The sequence below is a fragment of the Streptomyces sp. NBC_00667 genome, from assembly GCF_036226825.1.
Classification (GTDB): domain Bacteria; phylum Actinomycetota; class Actinomycetes; order Streptomycetales; family Streptomycetaceae; genus Streptomyces.
The window spans coordinates 4,922,536-4,945,582 of the sequence record NZ_CP109022.1 but is presented as its reverse complement, the minus strand read 5'-3'; the positions used below and the strand labels follow the sequence as shown (position 1 = coordinate 4,945,582).

Here is a 23,047-nt window from a genome sequence, read left to right as displayed (position 1 = left end):
CCCTCCCGCCGGCCGCCTGCGTCCCGTGCGAACACGGCCTGGAGTACGGGAACACCGTCGGGAACGGCTGCGGAGGCCCGCCACGGCGGCAGATCTCGTGGCGAACGGCTCCGCCCTATCCGGCCACGTATCCCCGGCCCACGAATGCGCAGGGCCCCGCGCCCGGGTAGACGCCGCGAAATATCGGGTGTGAACTATATCTAGGGGCGGAGGTGGATTGAATGAAGGGTCTACCGTTCCAGCTCGAAATCATTGAAGCCGACACCAGCTGGATCGTGTCGTGCGCTTCCGAGTGCGGCGAAGCACTGATCCGCGTGCCGGCACCATATTCCGAGACCGACCTGCAATCCGCCCTTTCCAGGGTGGAGCTGTCACTTACCAAATCGTACAGTTCCCTGCCCGTTCGCGGCGCTCCCGCTACCGAAAGACCGGTCCGCGAATTCGGGGAACGCCTCACGCAGACCGTCTTCCAGAACGACATTTCCACTCAGTTCGACCTGTGCCGCCGCGAGGCGCGCAGGCATGGCGTCCCGGTGCGGATCCTGCTGCGGACGAACGGCCCGCATGTTGCGTCCATTCCGTGGGAGTACCTCGTCGATCCGTCTCGCGATGACTACCTGGCGCTTCGTGTCCCCATCGTCCGGTACTTGCGGCTGATGAACCCGGCACCGCCACTTCCCCTTACGCTCCCCTTGCGCGTACTGGGCATTACGGCGAATCCGCGCGACCTTCCCCTGCTGGACGGAAAACGGGAGGAGGGGCAGATATCGCAGGCGCTCGAACGGTACAGCTCCGACAACGTGGACGTCCACTGGCTGCCCGGGGATCAATGGCAGGATCTGGCGAGAGAGCTGCGGTTTGGCTCCTGGCACGTCCTGCACTGCGTCAGCCACGGCGGATTCGACGAGGAAAGGAATGCCGGTTTCATTCAGTTGTCCGGTGCCGACGGGGCTGCCAAAAAGATATATGCCAGTGACTTTGAGAGGCTGATCACCGACAGCCCGAACCTCCGTCTCATCGTGCTGAATTCCTGTGAATCCGCAGTCAGCGGGTCCGACGACGTCTTCGCGGGTACCGCCGCCAATCTCGTCCGTGCCGGCGTGCCGGCCGTCGTCGCCATGCAGTACGAGATCACCGACAGGGCCGCCCTCGTCTTCGCCTCCTCGTTCTACGAGCGGATCGCAGCAGGACTTCCCGTGGACCGCGCGGTGACCCTCGCGCGTGAAGACGTGAAGATGGACTTGGACAGCCTTGAGTGGGCCACTCCCGTGTTGTTCCTCGCATCCGACGAAACCCGGATCTTCTCGCTGCCGCACGCACCGCCGAACTCACAAGGGCCGCATCTGCGGACCACGGTGAACGTGCCCCCGCCCCCGGCCGCGCCGACGGCCCCCACGCGAGGACCCAGCCTCTCCCACCGCGCTCTGCTCGCGGAGATCGGTCCGTGCAACGACCTGGCGCTCGGACCGTCCGACCTCCTTGCCGCCGCTTGCCGCGATGGCGTGGTCCGCGTCGTGGACGGAGTCCATGGCGGCCTCGTGGCGCAGTGCCTGCCCGTGCAGCGCGAGAGCCCGATCCGTGTGGTCTGGGGCCCTTGGCGACGGCATGTGGCCAGTCGGCACAACGACGGAACCGTAATCGTGTGGGACCTCCAGACCTCGAACCCGGTGCGCGTGATGAACGTGGGAGGAGTGGGCTCCGCCGTGGCATTCAGCGCGGACGGCCACTGGCTCGCCGCGACCGTCCGGGACCACATCTACATCTACAACTCGTGGGGTGCCCGCGTACGGGATTTGGCGGCCTGGCCGGGGAAGGAGCCCAAAGGCTGGCAGCGCCGGGGTGGCCGCGGCAGGCTCGGCGCCCTTCGTTTCGCGCCGGGAGACCGGCATGTGGTCGTGGCGACCGGTGACGGCGTGGTACGCCAATTGGACGTGGCCGGGCAGCCGGTGATGACCTGGCCGCAACCCCACCCCATACTCTGCCTCGCGCTCACCGAACACCTCCTCGCCACCGGCTGCACGGACGGCCGGGTACGCCTCTGGTCCTGGGACGGCCGTCTCTTGCGGCGCACGGAGTACGGGCGCCAACCCTCCCATCTGGCCTTCTCCCCCGACTCCTCGGCGCTGGCCATCTCCGACGACGAGGGAATGGTCACCTTGTGGGACCTGAAGACGGGGGAGTTGACCGTTGCGGCGCAGCTGCCGCACCGGCTCGCGGGGCTGGCCTTCCTCGACGGTGGAAAAGGTCTGGTGACGGGCACCGGGGCGGGTGCCGTCGAGCGCTGGACGCTGCCTCATCGGGGATAGAGGGAGAAAGTCATGGAAAGTCCCGAGGTCGAGATCTTCTGGCCCTCGTCGCTCCCCGCCGAACCGGCCCTGGAAGGGCAAGATGCACTGCGCGAGGCCGGTGTTCCGACGACGTGCATGCTGCGGCCCACCCGGAGGGGGGCGGGCGACGTCGTTACGGTCCTGGTAACGACCGCTGTCATGCAGCCGTTCCTCAGCACTCTGTTCCAGCTCCTCGCCAAAGAGGCCCACACGGGATTGAAGACCTTCGTGGACCGACTGCTGGCAGGCCACTCGGAAAGAGAACAGGCACCCGAGGGCGTCGTGTTCGAGTCGGCAACCGGTGGGCGGGTCACCTTCGGCGCAGGTCTGCCCGAGCGGGCCTACGAGGAGGCGGTCCGTCTGGACGCCTACGGCGACAGCTGGATCTGGGACCCACGACGCTCGATGTGGACCCCTGCCTGAGGGGTCCGGACGCAGAGAGGTGCGCAGCCATGGCAGACCAACACCAGCCTCCTCCCCACGACGACAACTGGGGTCCGGAGACCCCTTGGCAGGAGCCGTTCATCGCACCGCAGCAGCCCCCGCCGTCCCAGTCTTCGCCTCCTTCGTCACCTCCTCCTGACGCGGAAGGCCGCCAGCAGCAGTGGGGAGCGGGAGTGCACAAAGGCCGCGCAGGAGCGCCGAGCTCCTACTTGACCCCTGCCATCCTCGTCACGCTCTTCTGCTTCCTGCCGACGGGGATCGCCGCCATCGTCTTCGCCTCACAGGTCCAAAGCAAATGGACCGTGGGTGACTTCGCGGGAGCCGCCGAAGCTTCGCGGAAGGCGAGGCTCTTCGTCATCGTGAGTGTCGCGGTCGGCTTCCTGGCGTGGGTGGTCTTTCTTGCCATCGGCTTCGCCAGTGGGCCGAGCACAACCACCGCGCCGACGCCGTGACCTCCCCACACGTCCGGGCCACCGGGCCGGCTCCCCGGGCTCCGACGGCGAAGACCCTCCGTGATGCCTGGCTGGGCGCGGCGATCTTCACAGCGGTCGCCGTCATCGTGGGGCTCGTGGACCCCACCCGACCGGGACGGTTCCCGAGCTGTCCGTTCCGATCCCTTACGGGCTTCGACTGTCCGGGCTGCGGCAGCCTGCGCGCACTCCACGAGCTCATTCACGCCCACGTGGCAGCCGCGGCCGACTACAACCTGCTGCTGGTCGCGTTCTTGCCCTACGCCGCTGTCGTGTGGCTGCGTGCCGTCACCGGCCGGACCGGCCGCAGAGGCATCCCCCGGTGGTGGGGGCCGCGCCTTGCGCTCATCGTGGTCGTCCTGTGGACGGTGCTGCGCAATCTTCCCGTCTTCGGAGGTGTGCTTGCCGCTTGACCTCCGGGGAGCGGGCGCGTCTCGGCCACCCCGGTCCGCCGGCGGCAGTCATCAGGCCGGGCAAGTCCGCGCCCGTTGTGCCGTGGAGAACAAACCGATACCCCGTTCTCACAGGTGAGAACGGGGTAGAGGGGGACGGCCGGAGCCCCCGCACAGTAGGCTCCGGCCGTCGGCTTTGGGCCGTACGAGTCGGCTCAGATGTCCAGGCCGGTGAGGACCAGGACGCGCTCGTAGGTGTAGTCGTCCATCGCGTAGCGGACGCCCTCGCGGCCGACACCCGACTGCTTGACGCCGCCGTAGGGCATCTGGTCGGCGCGGTAGGACGGCGCGTCGCCGACGATCACGCCGCCGACCTCCAGCTCCCGGTGGGCGCGGAACGCGGTCTGGATGTCGCGGGTGAAGACGCCGGTCTGGAGACCGAACTTCGAGTCGTTGACAGCGGCGAAGGCCTCGTCGGTGTTCTCGACCCTCTGCAGCGTCAGGACCGGCCCGAAGATCTCCTCGACGGCGAGCTTCACGCCGTCCGGCAGGTCGGCGACGACGGTGGGCTCGTACGAGGCACCCTCGCGCTTGCCGCCGGTCAGCAGCTTGGCGCCGGCCGAGACGGCCTCTTCGACCCAGGACTCGACGCGCTTGGCGGCGTCCTCGGAGACCAGGGGGCCGACGTCGGTCGCGGAGTCGGAGGGGTCACCGGTGACCTGCGCCTGGACCTTGGCGACGACCTTCTCCACGAGGCGGTCGTACACGGAGGCGTCGGCGATCACGCGCTGCACGGAGATGCAGGACTGGCCGGCCTGGTAGTTCGAGAAGGTCGCGATACGGGTCGCGGCCCAGTCGAGGTCGGCCTCGGAGGACCAGTCGGCCAGGACCACGGCCGCGGCGTTGCCGCCGAGCTCCAGGGTGCAGTGCTTGTGGGGCACCGACTGCTGGATGGCGTAGCCGACGGTGTCGGAGCCGGTGAAGGAGATGACGGGCAGGCGCTCGTCCTTCACCAGGGCCGGCATCTTGTCGTTCGCGACCGGCAGGACCGACCAGGAGCCGGCCGGCAGGTCGGTCTCGGCGAGCAGCTCGCCCAGGATCAGACCGGAGAGCGGGGTCGCCGGGGCCGGCTTGAGGATGATCGGCGCGCCGACGGCGATGGCGGGGGCCACCTTGTGGGCGCACAGGTTCAGCGGGAAGTTGAACGGGGCGATGCCGAGGACCGGGCCCTTGACGAAGCGGCGGGTCAGGGCGAGACGGCCGACGCCACCGGCGTCGGTGTCCAGGCGCTGGGCCTCTCCGCCGTTGAAGCGGCGGGCCTCTTCGGCGGCGAAGCGGAACACGGACACCGCACGGCCGACCTCACCGCGGGCCCACTTGATGGGCTTGCCGTTCTCGGCCGAGATCAGCTGGGCGATCTCCTCGGTGCGCTCGGCGAGGCGCTTCGAGACGTGGTCCAGGGCGGCGGCGCGCACGTGCGCGGGGGTCGCGGAGAACTCCGCCGTCACGGCGTGCGCCGCGGCCACGGCCTCTTCGACCTGGGCGTCGGTGGGCACGCTGACCGTGCCGACCAGCCGGCCGTCCCACGGGGAGTGGACGTCGAAGCTGTCCTCGCCGGTGGCCTGGCGGCCGGCGAGCCAGAAGGCGTGGGTGGAAGTCATGCGAATCCCGGCCCTTCGGGTTGTGCGGGTCCTTGTCCCCTCCACCGTAGGACTCCCTCCGGGATTCGGCGTTTAGCCGGGGTGGAGTACGCGCAGCCCCGGCCGCTCCGCTTTGTCACTGTCGCATCGGTCCACTCCGGCCCCGCGGGGCGAGTGGGGCGCGGGGCCCGGGCGGAGCTCCCCGGGAACGGGGAAAGGGCGGGCGGGGGGCGAGCCCCCGCGCGGCGGCACCCCGGAGCTACGCCGCGGGCGGGCTGGCCTTGAGGGCGAGCCACAGCTCCATGCGGACGTCCGGGTCGTCCAGGGAGCGCCCCAGGATCTCCTCCACCCTCCGCATCCGGTACCGCAGCGTGTGCCGGTGCACGCCGAGGTCGACCGCGGCGGCGTCCCACTGCCCGTGGCGCGACAGCCACGCGTACAGCGAGGCCACCAGGTCGCCCCGCCCCTTCGCGTCGTGCTCGCGCAGCGCCCGCAGCGTGCCGTCCGCGAAGGCCCGTACCGCGTCGTCGGCCAGCAGCGGGAGCACGGAGCCCGCCGCGAGGTCCTCGTGCTCCACCAGGGGCCGTCCGCGCCGCCGGGCCACCGCGAGGGCCTGGTCGGCCTGCTTGCAGGCGGCCGCCACCCCCGGGGGCCCCGCCGGGGCGGACAGGCCCACCACCAGTTCGTCCGGTTCCGGCCCGGCCGCGTCCCGCCCGCGCCGCCCCTCCAGCGCCTCCGCGTACTGCGCGCAGGCCTGCACCGCTGAGCCGGCCTCCGCCGCCAGGACCACCAACCGCCCGTCCTCGGGGACCACCAGCAGCGCCTCCCCCGTCCGGGCCGCCGCCGACTCGACCGCGTCGGCCAGCTGCGCGAGCCCCTCCGGCTGCGCCGTCCCCGCCAGCGCCGGCTCGGCGACGACGATGCGGAACGGGGCGTCCAGCAGGGCCCCGTACAGGTCCCCCGCCACGGCCCGGGCATGCTCCGCCTCGCCGGTCATCAGCATCCGCAGCACGGCCGCGCCGAGCCGTGACTCGGCGTCGTGCAGCGAGCGCGACCGCTCGGTGGTGAGGGTGAGCAGGGCCACCGCGGAGTGCACGGCGTACCGTTCGGCGGTGCCCAGCGGCGCTCCCGTGCCCACGGCCAGCGCGCCCCGGGGCCGCCGCCCGGTGCCGAGCGACTGGAGCTCGACGCGGTCCTCCGTCCCGCCCACCACGGCGCTCGCGGGCGCGGGCCGCTCCCGCAGCCGCTCCACGTCCGGGGTCAGCCGGGCGGCCCGGCGCGCGGCCCAGTCCGGCGCGGCGGCGACGACCGCGCCGGAGGTGTCGTAGAGCGCGGCCCAGCCGTGCACGTGGGCGGCCAGCTTCGCCAGCAGCTCGGCGGGCCCGTCGGCGGACAGCGCGGCCCGGGTCAGCTCCCGCTGCGCCTCGAAGCCGGCCGTCACGGCCCGGTACTGGTCGGCCGCCAGCGCCGCCGAGACGGCCTTGCTGATGGCGAGGAACGGGGTCCGGCGCGGTACCTCCAGCAGCGGCAGGTCCTCCGCCCGCGCCGCGTCGACCAGCGCCTCGGGGATCGCCTCGTAGTTGACGCCGATCGCGAAGCCGATGCCGACGACGCCGGCCGCCGCGAGCCGCCGTACGTAGCGGCGCATCTCCTCGGGGTCCTCCGCGTCCAGCTTCATGGCGGTGATCAGCAGCAGCTCGCCGCCCTCCATGTACGGGACGGGGTCGGCGAGCTCGCTGACGTGGGCCCAGCGCACGGGGGTGTCGAGGCGGCCCTCCCCCGCCCGGACGCCGAGTTTGAGGGCCGAGTGCTGGACGAGCGAGGCGAGGGTGAGCGGCATCGGTTTCCAGGGGCCTTGGGAGGGTGGGCGGAGGCGAGGAGGCGAGGCCACGGGGGCCCGCCCATTTCGCCGTGTCGTATGAACGACTCCCCTCGATTCTGCCACCTCGTACGGGTCCGCTCAGCTCGTTCCGGCCAGCCTGACCAGAAGCGGAGCTGCCCGTTCCCCTCGGACGGAGGTCAGTGACAGCACCGCGTGCCCCGGCGGCACCGCGTGCGCGAGCTCCGACGCCGACCACCGCTCCCGCTCCACCTGCCGCACGGTCACCGCGTCCGTGGTGACGGCCTTGCCGGTGATCAGCTTGCGGAAGGCGTGTACCGCCCGGGTCAGCGGCTGGTCCGCGAAGACCGTCCGGTGGGTCACGTCCCGCGTCTCGACCCACTCGGTGCCCCAGGCCTCGGCGAAGCGCTTGCCGTCCCAGGTGGTCACCCCCGAGAAGGCCATCCGGCAGCCGACCGCGCCGAGCAGCGGCGTCCGGAGCGCCTCCGGTACGTCGTCCAGCGTGCGCAGCGCCAGCAGCACCCCGGCGTTGGCCGAGCGCAGCCGCTGGATGCCGCGCACGGTCTCGGGGGTCAGGGTGTGGGAGGCGTCGTCGAAGGCGAGGAAGGCGAAGAGCGAGCGGTCGGTACGGGCCGCGGCGGAGGCGTTGAACTGGGCGAGCAGCAGCCGGGCCAGGACCCGGGAGGCCTCGGCGTGCGCCCGCTCGGGCAGGTCGACGCGCACCCGCAGCGGGTGTTCCAGCGAGCGCAGGGAGAACGGCCGTCCCTGCCCGGTGGTGTCGAAGAAGCCGGCGAAGGCGGGCCGGTCCAGCAGCGCCACCCGGTCGGCGAGCAGCGGCCCGGGGTCGCCGGGGGTGCCGTACTGGCGGGCGCGGGCGTCGAGCTCGCGGAGCATCACGTGCCGGCCAGTGTCCTCCAGGGCGGTGCGCAGGGCGTCGAGCGCGGCGGGCACCTGGTCGAGGAGCTCGCGCAGCTCGGGCACTCCGGGGAAGCGGCCGTAAGCGGCGTGGAAGGGGCCCAGCAGCTGGGCGAGGGCGGTCGCGGCCCGGCGGACCTCCGTCCCGGGGACGTCACCGGCGAAGGCCTCGGCGAGCAGGGAGGCGGCCTCGTCGGGGTCGGTGGTGCCGCCGTAGAGGTCGAGGTCGTAGACGGAGTCGGGGTCGCCGACGCGCACCACGACGTCGTAGGCGGTGTCGGGGCCCAGGGCGGTTCCGGCGGAGGCCACGACGATGACCGCGGCCTGGCCGGCCAGTGCCTGGAGGGCGAGCGTCTCCACGACGGGGCGGACCAGCCGCCGGGTCTTGCCGGAGCCGGAGGGGCCGACGGCGAGCAGGGAGGTGCCGAGCACGTCGGGGTCGAGCGCGAGCCCCGTCCCGCGGCGGGCCCAGGGGTTGCGCTCGCCGTCCTCCACGGTGCCCAGCAGCACCTGCCGGGCGGGCAGGTCGTGCCGCGCGGCCCGCGCGGGCAGGTCCCGCGCGCCGGACGGGTGCACGCACGCCGCCGCCCCCTTGTCCCGCACGGCCTGCGCGAAGGCCCGGGCACGCCCCGGGTCGGCCCGTACGCTCTCCCACGCCCGCCGGATCCGCGCGTAGTCCACGTCGTTCATCCGCCCGGCGCCGATCTCCCCGGCGAGCCGCTCGGCGGCCTCCGGGAGCCCGGCCGCGCGCAGCTCGTTCCAGGCGACCGGGTCCTCGGCGACGGGGGCGGCGACGGGGTCCGCCGGCCCGCGCCGCGCCCCGTCCGTCCGCCGGGCCAGCCGGACGAAGAAGACCACGACGGGCAGCCCGGTCACCACGTAGACGAGGTAGGCGACCAGGGTCTGCGTGCCCGCGCTCATGTCCTCGTACGGCAGGTGGTCGCCGACCAGGCCGAGCACCGTCAGCGTCTTCGTCCAGATGAGCATCAGGACGAACAGCGCCCCGGCCGTCGCGCCCGCCACCCGCGCCACCGGGCCGCGCGCGGCGACGAGCCGTTCGAAGGCCGGCCGCCAGGAGCCCAGGCGGCTGAACCACACCACGAGCACACCGGTGATCAGCAGCGCGTACGCCTGGAGCGCGGCGACGCCCCGGCCGTCGACCGGGTCGTCACCGAGCCGCCACCAGCTCTGCGGGGTGAGCGCCTTCACGGGCACGTCGACCTTCGGGATGTACCCGTTCGTCAGCAGGGACCAGACCAGCACGCACGCGAGGAACGAGATCACGGCCCCGCTCAGCAGCGCCCGGTCCTGGGCGGGTTCCGCCTCGGCCCTCGCGGGCGGCCGGTGACCGAACCGCCAGGTGCCGGGTTCTGCCTTCGGCCGCGGGACCCGCAGCCACTCGGCGAACGCGGGACCGGCGCCCGGGGCGTACCCGGGCTTCGGCGGCGCGGCCGGGGGGGCTGCGGGCATGGGCGGAGGACCGGCGGGCCTCGGCACGCGGCCGCCCCCCACCCGCTGCTCCTGGTACGCGCCGTCGGTGTCCATGAACCCTGCCCCCTGCCCGTGCCTGCGCTGCGTCGCTCAATGTAGTTGCCCGGCGGCGGCCGCGGGGGGCTACCGGTGCAGCGGAATCGTGTCCTTCCTATGTCCGTCACGGACAAGGACACGCGGGGACCACTCCCGAACGGAGCATGCCCTCGCCCCTCCCCCGGGCCTAGCCTGCGGACAAAGACACAAGTGCGTCCGAAAACACCCCCCAGGAGCCCCCTATGACCGCTGTCCCGCAGGAGCGCCGCATCGTCACCGCGATCCCCGGCCCCAAGTCGCAGGAGCTGCAGGCCCGCCGCCTCGAGACGGTGGCCGGCGGCGTGGGCTCCGTGCTCCCCGTCTTCACCGCCCGCGCGGGCGGCGGCATCATCGAGGACGTCGACGGCAACCGCCTGATCGACTTCGGTTCCGGCATCGCCGTGACCTCCGTCGGCGCCTCCGCCGAGGCCGTCGTGCGCCGCGCCTCCGCGCAGCTCGCCGACTTCACCCACACCTGCTTCATGGTCACCCCCTACGAGGGCTACGTGGAGGTCTGCGAGGCGCTCGCCGAGCTGACCCCGGGCGACCACGCGAAGAAGTCGGCGCTGTTCAACTCCGGCGCCGAGGCCGTCGAGAACGCCGTCAAGATCGCCCGTGCGTACACCAAGCGCCAGGCCGTCGTCGTCTTCGACCACGGCTACCACGGCCGTACGAACCTGACGATGGCGCTGACCTCGAAGAACATGCCGTACAAGAACGGCTTCGGCCCGTTCGCCCCCGAGGTCTACCGCGTCCCGGTCGCCTACGGCTACCGCTGGCCCACCGGCGCCGAGAACTGCGGCCCCGAGGCCGCCGCCCAGGCGATCGACCAGATCACCAAGCAGATCGGCGCCGACAACGTCGCCGCGATCATCATCGAGCCGGTCCTCGGCGAGGGCGGCTTCATCGAGCCGGCCAAGGGCTTCCTGCCGGAGATCGTGAAGTTCGCCAACGAGAACGGCATCGTCTTCGTCGCCGACGAGATCCAGTCCGGCTTCTGCCGTACCGGCCAGTGGTTCGCGTGCGAGGACGAGGGCATCGTCCCCGACCTGATCACCACCGCGAAGGGCATCGCGGGCGGTCTGCCGCTCGCCGCCGTGACCGGCCGCGCCGAGATCATGGACGCCGCGCACGCGGGTGGCCTGGGCGGCACCTACGGCGGCAACCCGGTGGCGTGCGCCGGTGCGCTCGGTTCCATCGAGACCATGAAGGAGCTCGACCTCAACGCCGCGGCGAAGAAGATCGAGAACGTCATGAAGGCCCGTCTGACGGCCATGCAGGAGAAGTACGACATCATCGGCGACATCCGCGGCCGCGGCGCCATGATCGCCATCGAGCTGGTCAAGGACCCCGCGTCCAAGACCCCGTTCCCGGAGGCGGCCGGCGCCCTCGCCAAGGCCTGCCACGCCGAGGGCCTGCTCGTCCTCACCTGTGGCACCTACGGCAACGTGCTCCGCTTCCTGCCGCCGATCGTCATCGGCGAGGACCTCCTGAACGAGGGCCTGGACATCATCGAGGCCGCTTTCGCGGGCATCTGAGCGAACGTCCGAACACGGGGACCCACCGGTACCGCCGGTAACGGTCGGGCGCTGTGAAGAAGATGTGGGGGGCCGATGGCAGGAGCGCGTTCCTGCTGTCGGTCCCCTTTTCGCTGCCGTACGGTTTCTGCAGATGAGTGAGACACCCCGCTCCCGGGAAACCGGGGGCGACACCAGTACCGGGCTTCCCCAGCGCCGCACTGGGCATGCGTTCGCGCACACTCCTCACCGATCGGACGGCCGTACGCCCCAAACCCCCCGGGGCGCACGGCAACCCGATCCGGGCGGCCGTCCCGGAACCACCCCCCCTGTTCCGGGACGGCCGGCCATTCTCCGAGCCGCGCTCTGCGCGCTCCTCTTCGCCCTGACCACCTGGCAGGTCCTGGTCTCGGGTCCGCTGCTCGCCCCGGACGCCCGGCTGAGCCGCGCGCTCGTCCGTACGGTCCCCGACCCCGTCACCGAACGCCTCGCGGACCTCGGCAACGTCCCCGTCGCCCTGCCCGTGCTCCTCCTCGCGCTCTGCTACGCCCTGTGGCGCGGCGACCGCGGAGGCGCCGCCGCAGCGGCGGTGGCCATGGCCGTGGTGCCGGCGCTGATCGTCCCGCTCAAGGAGTGGACCGGCCGCCCCGGCCCCCTGGAGCCGTGGGCCGCCGGCTACTACCCCTCGGGGCACACGGCGACGGCCCTCGTGGCGTACGGGGGCGCAGCCCTGCTCGTACGCCCGTACACCCGCGGCCCCTGGCCCACGGTGCTCGCCGTCCTCCTGGCGGGGCTGACGGCGGCGGGCCTGGTCGTGCGGGGCTTCCACTGGCCCTTGGACGTCCTGGCGAGCCTGCTGCTGTGCGCGCCGCTGCTGCTCGGGGTGCGGTGGGCCGTGGGCCGGTCCCGGTCCCGGTCCCGGGGGTAGCGCCGCCTCAGGGCGCCGGGTCCTCGCGCGCCGCCGACCGGGCCGCCGCCTCGTGCATGGCGAGTTCCAGCACCGCCGGGTCGGTGAGGGTGCCCCGGCCGTCCGGGGCCACGAGCCAGCGCAGGCCGCCCGTCGCCCGGCCCGGGTACGGGACCGCGATCCAGGTTCCGGGTCCTGCCCCCCGCACCCCCGTACCGACCCAGTGGCAGGCGGTGCCGGGGGGTACGAAGAAGCCGAGCCGGGTCATCGCCGTGCGGCCCCGCCGGGCGTCGGGGAAGTCGCCGAGCACCGGGCCGGGCCGCTCCACGAGCCGTGTCAGCACGTCGAGGGCGGGCCGGCCCAGGCAGCCGGGGGTGATCAGTACGTCCCAGTGCCGCCCGGCGGGCAGGAGGACGACCCCGAGGGGGTTGCGCTCCCATTCCCACCGGCAGGCGTCCGGGTCCGGCGCCACCGACACCAGCCATTCCACTGCCGTCTTGTCCCCCGGGAACGTCATCGCCCGGCCTCCGTTCGCTCCAGCTCGGTCAAGGTCCCTCGAACGGGGCCTCCGGCTGGAGAGAGCGGGGCGGGGCGCGGCTATGACGCGGGTTCGGCGACACCGTGGTGGTGAACCGGGCCACCGGTGCGGTGACGGTCGGCGCCGGGCGCGCGCCCGGCAGCCGCAGCCCCGGTCGCGCAGCCGGTCGGCTGTCGAATCCGTTCAGCCGCGCGTCCGTTCAGCTGTCGGGTCGGCTGTCGGGCCGGTCAGCTGTCGAAGCCCAGGCCGAAGCGGTCGAGCACCTTGAGCCAGAGGTTGCGGCGCCCGCCCCGGGCGTCGGCCCGGGCCAGCGACCACTTGGTGAGGGCGATGCCGGTCCAGGCGAAGGGCTCCGGCGGGAACGGCATCGGCTTGGACTTCACCATCTCCAGCTCGGTCCGCTCGGTGCGCGCGCCGTCCAGCAGGTCGAGCATCACGTCCGCGCCGAAGCGGGTGGCGCCGACGCCCAGTCCGGTGAACCCGGCCGCGTAGGCCACCTTGCCGGAGTGCGCGGTGCCGAAGAAGGCGGAGAACCGGGAGCAGGTGTCGATCGCCCCGCCCCAGGCGTGGCTGAACTTGATGCCTTCCAGCTGCGGGAAGGCGGTGAAGAAGTGCTGCGCGAGCTTGAGGTACGTCTCGGGGCGGTGGTCGTACTCGGAGTCCAGCTTGCCCTTGTAGGGGTAGATGGCGTCGTACCCGCCCCACAGGATGCGGTTCTCCGGGGTGATGCGGAAGTAGTGGAACTGGTTGGCGCTGTCGCCGAGGCCCTGGCGCTTGCCCCAGCCGATGGCCTTGAGCTGCTCGGGGGTGAGCGGCTCGGTCATCAGCGCGTAGTCGTAGACGGGGACGGTGAACGGCCGGATCCGCTTGACCAGCGACGGGAAGATGTTGGTCCCCAGCGCGACCCGGCGGGCGAAGATCCGCCCGTACGGGGTGCGTACGGCCATGCCGGCGCCGGAGGCGGTCAGCGAGAGCCCGCGGGTGTTCTCGTAGATCCGCACGCCGAGGCCCAGGCAGGCCCGCTTGAGGCCCCAGGCGAGCTTCGCGGGGTTGAGCATGGCGACGCCGTCGGTGTCCCACAGCCCCGCGAGGAAGGTCGGGGAGTCGACCTCGGCGCGGACCGCGTCGCGGTCCAGCCAGCGCGAGCCGTCGGCGAGACCCAGCTTGCGGGCCTCCTCGTACAGTTCGCGCAGTTCCTCGACCTGGTGGGGCTCGGTCGCCACGTCGATCTCGCCGGTGCGCTCGAAGTCGCAGTCGATGCCGTAACGGGCGATGGCCGCCTCGATCTCGTCGAGGTTGCGGGCGCCCAGCTCCTCCAGCTTCGCCAGCTCGCCGGGCCAGCGGGCCAGGCCGTTGGCGAAGCCGTGGGTGAGGGAGGCGGCGCAGAAACCGCCGTTGCGGCCGGAGGCGGCCCAGCCCGCCTCCTTGCCCTCGATCAGGACGACGTCCCGGGCGGGGTCGCGCTCCTTGGCGATGAGCGCGGTCCACAGACCGCTGTAGCCCCCGCCGATGACCAGCAGGTCGCAGGCCTCGTCGGAGGTCAGCGCCGGCTCGGCGGCGGGCTTGCCCGGGTCGTCCAGCCAGTACGAGACCGGCAGTGCTTCGGAAAGGGATTGCGCAACGCTTCGCATGGCGACTGGGGCCATGTCTTCCAACTCCCTACAGAGTTACTCGGGCTGTGCCTTCTTGCGGCGGTTGCCGATCGTCTGACCGGCGAGGACCACCAGCACCGCGATGACGAACATCGCCGTGCCGATGACGTTGATCTGGACGGGCGTACCGCGCTGCGCCGATCCCCACACGAACATGGGGAAGGTGACGGTGTTGCCCGAGTTGAAGTTGGTGATGATGAAGTCGTCGAAGGAGAGCGCGAAGGAGAGCAGCGCACCCGCCGCGATACCGGGGGCCGCGATCGGCAGGGTGACGCGCAGGAAGGTCTGCACCGGTCCCGCGTAGAGGTCGCGCGCGGCCTCCTCCAGCCGCGGGTCCATGGACAGGACGCGCGCCTTGACCGCGGCGACGACGAAGCTGAGGCAGAACATGATGTGGGCGATCAGGATCGTCCAGAAGCCCAGCCTGATGCCCATGTTGAGGAAGAGGGCCAGCAGCGAGGCGGCCATCACGATCTCGGGCATCGCCATGGGCAGGAAGATCAGCGAGTTGACCGCGCCGCGCGCCCGGAAGCGGTAGCGCACGAGCGCGAAGGCGATCGCCGTGCCGAGGACGGTGGCTCCGAGGGTGGCCCACACGGCGATCTGGAGCGAGAGCGACAGGGAGCCGCACAGGTCCGCGACCCCGCAGGGGTCCTTCCAGGCGTCGAGCGAGAACTCCTGCCAGGCGTAGTTGAAGCGCCCGGTGGGGTTGTTGAAGGAGAACACCGTCACGACGACGTTCGGCAGGATCAGGTAGGCGAGGGTGCCCAGACCCGCGATCACGACGAGGTTGCGGCGCAGCCACGCGATGGGGGTACGCATCAGACCAGGTCCTCCGTCCCCGCTCGGCGGATGTAGATGGTGACCATGATCAGCACGATGGCCATGAGGATGAAGGACAGCGCGGCCGCCGTCGGGTAGTCGAGGATGCGCAGGTACTGCGACTGGATGACGTTGCCGATCATCCGGGTGTCGGCCGAGCCGAGCAGTTCGGCGTTGACGTAGTCGCCGCTCGCCGGGATGAAGGTCAGCAGGGTCCCGGAGACCACGCCCGGCATCGAGAGCGGGAAGGTCACCTTCCGGAACACCGTGGCGGGACGGGCGTACAGGTCGCCGGCCGCCTCGTGGAGGCGGGTGTCGATGCGCTCCAGCGAGGTGTACAGCGGAAGGATCATGAAGGGGAGGAAGTTGTACGTCAGACCGCAGACCACCGCGAGCGGCGTGGCCAGGACCCGGTCGCCCTCGGTCATGCCCAGCCAGCTGGTGACGTCCAGGAAGCCGATCTTGTTGAGCACGCCGACGACCGGGCCGCCGTCGGCCAGGATCGTCTTCCAGGCCAGCGTGCGGATCAGGAAGCTGGTGAAGAACGGGGCGATGACCAGCACCAGCAGGAGGTTGCGCCAGCGGCCCGCCTTGAAGGCGATCAGGTAGGCGAGCGGGTACCCGAGCAGCAGGCACAGGACGGTCGCGGTGCCGGCGTACAGGAGCGAGCGGAGGAACTGCGGGACGTAGTCGGTGAAGGCGTCCCAGTACGTCTGGAAGTGCCAGGTGACCTTGAAGCCCTCTTCGAGGGAGCCGGTCTGTACCGAGGTCGAGGCCTGGTAGACCATCGGCAGGACGAAGAACACCAGCAGCCACAGGATGCCGGGCAGCAGCAGCCAGTACGGGACCAGCCGCTTGCGCATCGACGGCTTGTGGACCGGGGGGTCGGTCGCAGGGGCGGCCTGGGGCGGCGCGGTGGTGGCGCTCACGCGGACTCCTCGACCGTCTCGATGCCCGCGTCGATGTCCTGCGCCGCGTCGAGGCCGAACGTGTGGTCCGGGTTCCAGTGCAGGACGACCCGGGCTCCCGGGGTCAGGCGGACGTCGCGCTCGATGTTCTGGACGTAGACCTCGAGCTCCGGGCAGACGGGGCTGTCGATGACGAACTGGGTGGAGACCCCGATGAAGGAGGAGTCGGCGATCGTTCCGGTGATCTTGTTGCGGCCGGCCGCGATGGTGTCCTCCTCGTCCGCGTGGACCAGGGATATCTTCTCGGGGCGCACCCCGACCAGCAGCTTTCCGCCGGCCCGGGGCGTGGTCGAACATCGCGCGGCGGGCAGCCTGAGCTTCGCGCCCGCGCTGGAGACGACGACGTCGCCGGACCCGGACTCCAGCACCTCGGCCTCGATGAGGTTGGAGGTGCCGAGGAAGTTGGCCACGAAGGTGGTCTTCGGGTTCTCGTACAGCTCGGCGGGGGCGCCCAGCTGCTCCACCCGTCCGCCGTTCATCACCGCGACGGTGTCGGCCATCGTCATGGCCTCCTCCTGGTCGTGCGTGACGTGGACGAAGGTGATGCCGACCTCGGTCTGGATCCGCTTGAGCTCCAGCTGCATCTGGCGGCGCAGCTTGAGGTCGAGGGCGCCGAGCGGCTCGTCCAGGAGCAGCACCTGGGGGTGGTTGATCAGGGCGCGGGCGACCGCGACGCGCTGCTGCTGGCCGCCGGAGAGCTGGTGCGGTTTGCGCTCGGCGAACTGGCCGAGCTGGACCAGTTCCAGCATGTCGTCGACCTGCTTCTTGACCGACTTCACGCCGCGGCGGCGCAGCCCGAAGGCGACGTTCTCGTAGATGTTCAGGTGTGGGAAGAGCGCGTAGCTCTGGAAGACGGTGTTCACCGGGCGCTTGTACGGGGGCAGCTGGGTGACCTCGCGGTCACCGAGGCTGACGGTGCCGGTGGAGGGCTCCTCCAGACCGGCGATCATGCGCAGGGTGGTGGTCTTCCCGCAGCCCGAGGCGCCGAGCAGGGCGAAGAAGGAGCCCTGGGGGATGGTGAGATCGAGCGGGTGCACGGCGGTGAAGGATCCGTAGTGCTTGCTGATCCCGGCGAGGCGGACGTCGCCGCCCGCGGTCTTGTCAGTCATGGGCCTGGGCCTTCGGTGGTGGTGTCGTCAAAAAGGGCGGGGGCGCGGGTGCCGGTCGGGCCCCGTCAGGCGCCGATGAGCTTGGTGAACTTCTCCTCGTACGCCGTCTCTTCCTCGCTGGTGAGCGAGCGGAAGGCGTGCGATTTGGCGGCCATTTCCTTGTCCGGGACGATCAGTACGTTGTCCGCGAGGGCCGGGTCGATCTTGGCGAGGTCTTCCTTGACGCCGTCGACCGGGCAGACGTAGCTGATGAAGGCCGCGAGCTGGGCGGCCACCGCCGGCTCGTAGTAGTAGTCGATGAGCTTCTCGGCGTTGGCCTTGTGCCGGGCGTGCGCGGGGACCAGCAGGTTGTCGCTGGAGGAGAGGTAACCGGCGGCGGGGATCGCGTACTTGATGTCCGGGTTGCCGGCCTGGAGCTGGATGACGTCGCCCGCCCAGGCGAGGCAGGCCGCGAGGTCGCCCTTGTCGAGGTCCGCCGTGTAGTCGTTGCCGGTGAAGCGGCGGATCTGCTTGGTGTCGACGCCCTTCTGGAGCCGGCCGATGGCGCCGTCGAAGTCGGCGGTGGTGAAGTTCGCCGGGTCCTTGCCCTGGTCGAGCAGGGTCATGCCGACGCTGTCGCGCATCTCGGTGAGGAAGCCGACCCGGCCCTTGAGGGTGGGGTCGTCGAGCAGCTGCGTGACGGAGTCGACCTTCCTGCCGCCGGTGGCCTTGGCGTTGTAGGCGATGACGGTGTCGATGCCGGTCCAGGGGTAGCTGTGGGCGCGGCCGGGGTCCCAGTCGGGGTTGCGGAACTGGGGGATCAGGTTCGCGTAGGCGTGCGGGAGGTTGGCGGGGTCCAGTTTCTGCGCCCAGCCGAGGCGGATGATGCGGGCGGCGAGCCAGTCGGTGACGACGATCAGGTCCCGGCCGGTGTCCTGGCCGGCGGCCAGCTGGGGGCGTATCTTGCCGAAGAACTCGACGTTGTCGTTGATGTCCTCCGTGTACTTGACCTGGATTCCCGTGCGCTTGGTGAACGCCTCTAGCGTGGGCCGGGACTTCTCGTCGTCACTGGTGTCCATGTACTCGGTCCAGTTGGAGAAGTTGATCTCCTTCTCCGAGGCCGAGTGGTCGTCGGAGGCCGTCCCCGCGTCGCCTTCCCGCTTGGCGGGCGGGATGCCGCAGCCGGTCAGCCCGTACAGGCCGCCGACAGTGAGCGCCCCGATGCCGCAGGCGCGCAGCAGCGAACGCCGGGTGAGGGCGCCGCGGCCGCTGGTGAGGCTGCGTCGTATCGCGGCGAGTTGCGGCGGCGAGAGGCTGCCGGGCTCGAACTGCTCCATGCGCTGTGCCCTTTCGGGTGGTGTGCCGCTCGGTCGGGCGGTCTCGGCTATCGGTCCCCGAAGATCGTGCGGTGCCAGTCCTTCGCGGCGACCGCGGTGTTGTCGTACATCACGTGCTTGACCTGTGTGTACTCCTCGAAGGAGTAGGCACTCATGTCCTTGCCGAAGCCGCTCGCCTTGTAGCCCCCGTGCGGCATCTCGCTGATGATCGGAATGTGGTCGTTGACCCAGACGCAGCCGGCCTTGAGCTCGCGGGTGGCGCGGCCCGCCCGGTAGACGTCGCGGCTCCAGGCGGAGGCCGCGAGCCCGTAGGGGGTGTCGTTGGCCAGCGCGATGCCCTCGTCGTCGGTGTCGAAGGGCAGGACGACGAGGACCGGCCCGAAGATCTCGGACTGCACGACCTCGCTGTCCTGCGCGGCGCCGGAGATCAGGGTGGGCCGGTAGTAGGCGCCGTCGGCAAGGTCGCCCGAGGGGGACCCGCCGCCAGTGACGACGGTCGCGTACGCGCGGGCGCGCTCGACGAAGCCGGCGACGCGGTCGCGCTGGGCGTGGGAGACGAGCGGGCCGAGGTCGGTGTCCGGCGCGAAGGGGTCGCCGAGGCGGACGGTGTCCATCAGTTCGGCGACGCGGGCGACGAAGGCGTCGTGCAGGGGCCGCTGGACGTAGGCGCGGGTGGCGGCGGTGCAGTCCTGCCCGGTGTTGATGAGGGATGCGGCGACCGCGCCGTGCGCGGCGGCCTCCAGGTCGGCGTCGTCGAAGACGAGGAAGGGGGCCTTGCCGCCGAGCTCCAGGTGGAGGCGCTTGACGGTGGCGGTGGCGATCTCGGCGACGCGCTTGCCGACGGCGGTGGAGCCGGTGAAGGAGGTCATCACCACGTCCGGGTGCCCGACGAGGTGCTCGCCCGCGTCCCGGCCCGCACCGGTGACGATGTTGATCACACCGTCCGGGAGGCCCGCCTCCTTGGCCGCCTGCGCGAACATCAGCGAGGTCAGCGGCGTGAGCTCGGCGGGCTTGAGCACGATCGTGTTGCCCGCGGCGATCGCCGGGAGGATCTTCCAAGCCGCCATCTGGAGCGGATAGTTCCAGGGGGCGATCGAGCCGACGACGCCGATGGCCTCGCGGCGTACGTAGGAGGTGTGATCGCCCGAGTACTCGCCGGCCGCCTGGCCCTGGAGGTGACGGGCGGCGCCCGCGAAGAAGGCGGTGTTGTCGATGGTCCCCGGTACGTCGAACTCCGTGGACAGCTTGATGGGCTTGCCGCACTGGAGGGATTCCGCGTACGCGAAGTCGTCGGCCTGCTCGGCCAGTACGGCGGCCAGCCGGTGGAGCGCGTCCGAACGCTCGCCGGGAGCGGCGGCGGACCAGCCGGGGAAGGCCCGCTTCGCGGCGGCGACCGCCTCGTCCACGTCCGCCGGGCCCGCGAGCTCGTAGGTGAGCACGTCGGCGCCGGTGGCGGGGTCCACGACGGTGTGCGACCGCCCCGAGGTGCCGGGCCGGAGCCGGCCGTCGATGTACTGCGCGCCTTCTGCGAAGCGCTCCTTGACCTGGAAGCGGTTGCCCATCACGCTCTCACGCTCTCCGTAGCTACAGTTCGGGTAGACCCGAATTGAGTGCCGATCCTGACAGAGGTGCCCCTCTCGGCCAAGTGATTCCGTTGTTGCCTTTTGATTACGCGACGGAATCGGTCGACCATGTGTCGAGGCACACCCGAAATCCCGTACGAAGTGTCCGTGGCGACTGCCAGACTCGCGTGCATGGAGAAGATCGACGAACTGATCGGCCTGGTCAGCCGTGGTGAGCGGGTGAAGTACCTGCCTTTCTGGGGCCACCGCCCGAGGCCCGACGGCAGCCTGGGACCGAGCTGTCTCAGCCAGTGGTGGCCCGCGCCCTTCACTGTCGGTGAGGTCCGCTACGCCTCGGCGGAGCACTGGATGATGGCCGGGAAGGCCCGCCTGTTCGGGGACGCCGGAGCGGAGCGCGCCGCGGTGGGGGCGAAGACCGCGGCGGAGGCGAAGAAGGCCGGGCGGCTGGTGCGCGGCTTCGACGAAGGGGTCTGGGAGCGGGAGCGGTACGCGCTGGTCGTGGAGGGCAGCGTGCACAAGTTCGGCTCCGACCCCGCGCTGCGGGCGTACCTGCTGGGCACCGGCGACCGGGTCCTGGTCGAGGCGAGCCCGCTCGACCGGATCTGGGGCATCGGGCTGGCCGCGGACGACGAACGCGTGGGCGACCCGGCGCGCTGGCAGGGCCTCAACCTGCTGGGCTTCGCCCTGATGGACGCCCGGGAGCGGCTGCGGGCGGCGTGCCGCGCGTGAGCGGCGTGCCGCGCGTGAGCGGCGTGCCGCGCGTGAGCGGCGTGCCGGCGGACCGGCGCCGGGTCGCCGCGGTGATCATCAGGGACGGCCTGCTGCTCATGGTCCGCGAGCGCGGCCGCAGCCCTTCGGGGCGGCACGACGGGCCCGAGTACTGGACCCTGCCGGGCGGCGGCCTGGAGCCCGGGGAGGATCCGCAGGACGCCGTCCGGCGGGAGGTGGCCGAGGAGACGGGCCTGCGCCCCGTCGCCGTGCGGTACGCCTACGAGGCGCCCTACCCCTCCGGATGGACGTCCTGTTACCGCGTCGAGGTGGGCCCCGGTGAGCCCCGGCTCGGCGTGGACCCGGATCTGGAGTGTGACTGCCCCCGCATGGTGGGCCTGATCTGGGTCCCGCTCACCCGAGCCTTCGCCGCCACTGCGGACACGGCCGAGGTGATGGTCCCGACGCTGCTCATGCCGGCGCCGGTGTGACCCTGCCGCGCCGACGGGCCGGGGCCCGCCGACCGCGTCGACGGCCCGTCGGCGCCGTCATATCTTCTCTTGCACCTGGGAGTCCGACGACGGGCCGTGGTAGTCGCCGTCACCGGAACCGGGACCGAAGAACGGGCCCGGGCTGAACAGGAGGAGCAGGGTCAGGGCGGCGCCGATCACGATGCCCACCGCGCCGCAGATGAGGCCGGCCAGGGCGACACCGCCGTTGGTGGCCTCGCCGCGGCGGGCCTTGCCCCGGCCCAGCGCACCGAACACGACCGCCGTGATGCCGAACATGACGGACCCGATCATGGTGGGGCACGCCACGATCGCCAGTATCCCGAGGACCAGCGCGGCGATCCCGAAGCCGTTGCTGGGCTGGGCGTGGGGGTAGCCGGGATACCCCGGAGCGTAACCCTGGTAACCGGGCGCGTACCCGGGGTAGGCCCCGTACCCGGGCTGGGCCGGCGGCGTCGGCGGACCCGGGTGGGCGTAGCCTCCGGGGGCCGGCGGGGCCGGGTAGCCGTAGGCCGGCGGTGCCGGGTATCCGTAGGCAGGCGGCGGGCTGTCCGCCCCCGGCGTCTGCGACACCGTCGGGTGCTCGTGCGCCCCCGGGCCGCCCGGCGCGCCCCCTGGCGGCGGCGGTGCCCACGGGTCCCTCGGCTCAGGGCTCTGCTGTTCGGTCATACGGCGCCCCCCTCTCGTACGGCCATGCTATGCGCCGGCACGGACACCGCCCGGGCCTGCCTACGATGAAGCCGACCTGCCCGCACCCGTGTCCTCCCGGAGGCCTCCATGCCCGACCTGCACCCCTTCATCGCGGGGCTCCCCAAGGCCGAACTGCACGTCCACCACGTGGGGTCCGCCTCCCCCCGCATCGTGGCCGAACTCGCCGCCCGCCACCCCGACTCGAAGGTCCCCACCGACCCCGAGGCCCTCGTCGACTACTTCACCTTCACCGACTTCGCCCACTTCATCGAGGTCTACCTGTCGGTCGTCGACCTCGTCCGCACCCCCGACGACGTGCGCACCCTCACCTTCGAGGTTGCCCGCGACATGGCACGGCAGAACATCCGCTACGCCGAGCTGACCATCACCCCCTACTCCTCCACCCGCCGCGGCATCGACGAGGACGCCTTCATGGCGGCCATCGAGGACGCCCGCAAGGCGGCCGAGGCCGAGCTCGGCGTCGTCCTGCGCTGGTGCTTCGACATCCCCGGCGAGGCCGGCCTGGAGGCCGCCGCGGAGACCGCCCGGCTCGCCGTCGACCTGCGCCCGGAGGGCCTGGTCTCCTTCGGCCTCGGCGGCCCCGAGATCGGCGTGCCGCGTCCGCAGTTCAAGCCGTACTTCGACCGCGCCCGCGCGGCCGGCCTGCACAGCGTCCCGCACGCCGGCGAGACCACCGGCCCGGAGACGATCTGGGACGCCGTCAACGAGCTGGGCGCCCAGCGCATCGGCCACGGCACCAGTGCCACCCAGGACCCGGCGCTGCTCGCGTACCTCGCCGAGCACCGCATCGCGCTGGAGGTGTGCCCGACCTCGAACATCGCGACGCGCGCCGTCACCGATCTGGATCGGCACCCGATCAAGGAGATGGTGCAGGCCGGAGTGCTCGTCACCATCAACAGCGACGACCCGCCGATGTTCGGCACCGACCTCAACAACGAGTACGCGGTCGCCGCCCGGCTCCTCGACCTCGACGAGCGCGGGCTCGCCTCCCTCGCGAAGAACGCCGTCGAGGCCTCCTTCCTGGACCCGGCGGGCAAGGCGAGGCTCAGCGCGGAGATCGACACGTACACCGAGGCGTGGCTGGCTTCCTGACGCCCCAGCAGAATGGGGGCC

20 protein-coding genes are annotated in these 23,047 nt (G+C 71.6%); 9 read left to right on the top strand and 11 right to left on the bottom strand.

The window, feature by feature from the left end:
• Positions 1-221 precede the first annotated feature (221 nt).
• From OHA81_RS23040 to OHA81_RS23025, 4 genes are all read left to right on the top strand, one after another.
• Positions 222-2,306, top strand: coding sequence for a CHAT domain-containing protein (locus tag OHA81_RS23040; RefSeq protein WP_329198762.1), 2,085 nt, complete (start codon positions 222-224; stop codon positions 2,304-2,306).
• A gap of 12 nt (positions 2,307-2,318) precedes the next feature.
• The gene (locus OHA81_RS23035) at positions 2,319-2,750 is read left to right on the top strand and encodes a hypothetical protein (protein ID WP_329198760.1); all 432 of its coding nucleotides are present in this window, start codon (positions 2,319-2,321) and stop codon (positions 2,748-2,750) included.
• 230 nt (positions 2,751-2,980) lie between these two features.
• Positions 2,981-3,223, top strand: a complete 243-nt coding sequence (locus tag OHA81_RS23030) for a CD225/dispanin family protein (RefSeq protein ID WP_329198758.1) — start codon at positions 2,981-2,983, stop codon at positions 3,221-3,223.
• Positions 3,220-3,654 (top strand): DUF2752 domain-containing protein, encoded by a 435-nt coding sequence (locus OHA81_RS23025; protein ID WP_329198757.1) that lies wholly within the window; start codon positions 3,220-3,222, stop codon positions 3,652-3,654. The genes OHA81_RS23030 and OHA81_RS23025 overlap by 4 nt, the downstream gene beginning before the upstream one ends.
• Before the next feature lie 194 nt (positions 3,655-3,848).
• On the opposite strand, the gene OHA81_RS23020 is transcribed toward OHA81_RS23025, so the two are convergent.
• From OHA81_RS23020 to OHA81_RS23010, 3 genes are all read right to left on the bottom strand, one after another.
• The gene (locus OHA81_RS23020; protein WP_329198755.1) at positions 3,849-5,294 is read right to left on the bottom strand and encodes an aldehyde dehydrogenase family protein; all 1,446 of its coding nucleotides are present in this window, start codon (positions 5,292-5,294) and stop codon (positions 3,849-3,851) included.
• Positions 5,295-5,532: 238 nt separating this feature from the next.
• Complete coding sequence (locus OHA81_RS23015; RefSeq protein ID WP_329198753.1) at positions 5,533-7,113, bottom strand: PucR family transcriptional regulator; 1,581 nt, start codon at positions 7,111-7,113, stop codon at positions 5,533-5,535.
• Between the two features lie 120 nt (positions 7,114-7,233).
• Positions 7,234-9,498, bottom strand: coding sequence for an ATP/GTP-binding protein (locus OHA81_RS23010; RefSeq protein WP_443056623.1), 2,265 nt, complete (start codon positions 9,496-9,498; stop codon positions 7,234-7,236).
• A gap of 299 nt (positions 9,499-9,797) precedes the next feature.
• On the opposite strand from OHA81_RS23010, the gene gabT reads away from it, so the two are divergent.
• Together gabT and OHA81_RS23000 are read left to right on the top strand one after the other, a co-directional pair.
• A complete protein-coding gene (gene gabT, locus OHA81_RS23005) occupies positions 9,798-11,132 on the top strand; it encodes a 4-aminobutyrate--2-oxoglutarate transaminase (protein WP_329198751.1) in 1,335 nt (444 codons plus the stop codon).
• A gap of 133 nt (positions 11,133-11,265) precedes the next feature.
• On the top strand, positions 11,266-12,039 hold the full coding sequence (locus tag OHA81_RS23000) for a phosphatase PAP2 family protein (RefSeq protein ID WP_329198750.1): 774 nt from the start codon (positions 11,266-11,268) through the stop codon (positions 12,037-12,039).
• Positions 12,040-12,046: 7 nt separating this feature from the next.
• On the opposite strand, the gene OHA81_RS22995 is transcribed toward OHA81_RS23000, so the two are convergent.
• The 7 genes from OHA81_RS22995 to OHA81_RS22965 all read right to left on the bottom strand — a co-directional run bounded on the left by OHA81_RS22995 (position 12,047) and on the right by OHA81_RS22965 (position 19,985).
• Positions 12,047-12,535 (bottom strand): hypothetical protein, encoded by a 489-nt coding sequence (locus tag OHA81_RS22995; protein ID WP_329198748.1) that lies wholly within the window; start codon positions 12,533-12,535, stop codon positions 12,047-12,049.
• Positions 12,536-12,783: 248 nt separating this feature from the next.
• Positions 12,784-14,202 carry an NAD(P)/FAD-dependent oxidoreductase gene (locus OHA81_RS22990; RefSeq protein ID WP_329198746.1) on the bottom strand — a complete coding sequence of 473 codons (1,419 nt, stop codon included), beginning with the start codon at positions 14,200-14,202 and terminating at the stop codon, positions 12,784-12,786.
• Positions 14,203-14,223: 21 nt separating this feature from the next.
• Positions 14,224-15,030, bottom strand: a complete 807-nt coding sequence (locus OHA81_RS22985) for an ABC transporter permease (protein ID WP_329198744.1) — start codon at positions 15,028-15,030, stop codon at positions 14,224-14,226.
• Entirely contained in the window at positions 15,030-15,959 is a 930-nt protein-coding gene (locus OHA81_RS22980) for an ABC transporter permease (RefSeq protein ID WP_329198742.1), read from the bottom strand. Before OHA81_RS22980 ends, OHA81_RS22985 begins: the two co-directional genes overlap by 1 nt.
• Positions 15,956-17,107, bottom strand: a complete 1,152-nt coding sequence (locus tag OHA81_RS22975) for an ABC transporter ATP-binding protein (protein ID WP_329198741.1) — start codon at positions 17,105-17,107, stop codon at positions 15,956-15,958. The genes OHA81_RS22980 and OHA81_RS22975 overlap by 4 nt, the downstream gene beginning before the upstream one ends.
• Before the next feature lie 65 nt (positions 17,108-17,172).
• Positions 17,173-18,423: a polyamine ABC transporter substrate-binding protein gene (locus OHA81_RS22970; RefSeq protein ID WP_329198740.1), complete on the bottom strand. Its 1,251-nt coding sequence runs from the start codon at positions 18,421-18,423 to the stop codon at positions 17,173-17,175.
• Between the two features lie 47 nt (positions 18,424-18,470).
• Positions 18,471-19,985 carry a gamma-aminobutyraldehyde dehydrogenase gene (locus OHA81_RS22965; RefSeq protein WP_329202486.1) on the bottom strand — a complete coding sequence of 505 codons (1,515 nt, stop codon included), beginning with the start codon at positions 19,983-19,985 and terminating at the stop codon, positions 18,471-18,473.
• A gap of 192 nt (positions 19,986-20,177) precedes the next feature.
• Between OHA81_RS22965 and OHA81_RS22960 the strand changes: the two genes are divergently transcribed.
• Both OHA81_RS22960 and OHA81_RS22955 read left to right on the top strand, forming a co-directional pair.
• Positions 20,178-20,735 carry an NADAR family protein gene (locus OHA81_RS22960; protein ID WP_329198737.1) on the top strand — a complete coding sequence of 186 codons (558 nt, stop codon included), beginning with the start codon at positions 20,178-20,180 and terminating at the stop codon, positions 20,733-20,735.
• A 32-nt stretch (positions 20,736-20,767) separates the two neighbouring features.
• Positions 20,768-21,205 (top strand): NUDIX hydrolase, encoded by a 438-nt coding sequence (locus OHA81_RS22955; RefSeq protein ID WP_329198735.1) that lies wholly within the window; start codon positions 20,768-20,770, stop codon positions 21,203-21,205.
• 57 nt (positions 21,206-21,262) lie between these two features.
• On the opposite strand, the gene OHA81_RS22950 is transcribed toward OHA81_RS22955, so the two are convergent.
• Entirely contained in the window at positions 21,263-21,892 is a 630-nt protein-coding gene (locus OHA81_RS22950; protein WP_329198733.1) for a DUF4190 domain-containing protein, read from the bottom strand.
• A 108-nt stretch (positions 21,893-22,000) separates the two neighbouring features.
• Between OHA81_RS22950 and OHA81_RS22945 the strand changes: the two genes are divergently transcribed.
• The gene (locus OHA81_RS22945) at positions 22,001-23,026 is read left to right on the top strand and encodes an adenosine deaminase (RefSeq protein WP_329198731.1); all 1,026 of its coding nucleotides are present in this window, start codon (positions 22,001-22,003) and stop codon (positions 23,024-23,026) included.
• Positions 23,027-23,047: the final 21 nt, after the last annotated feature.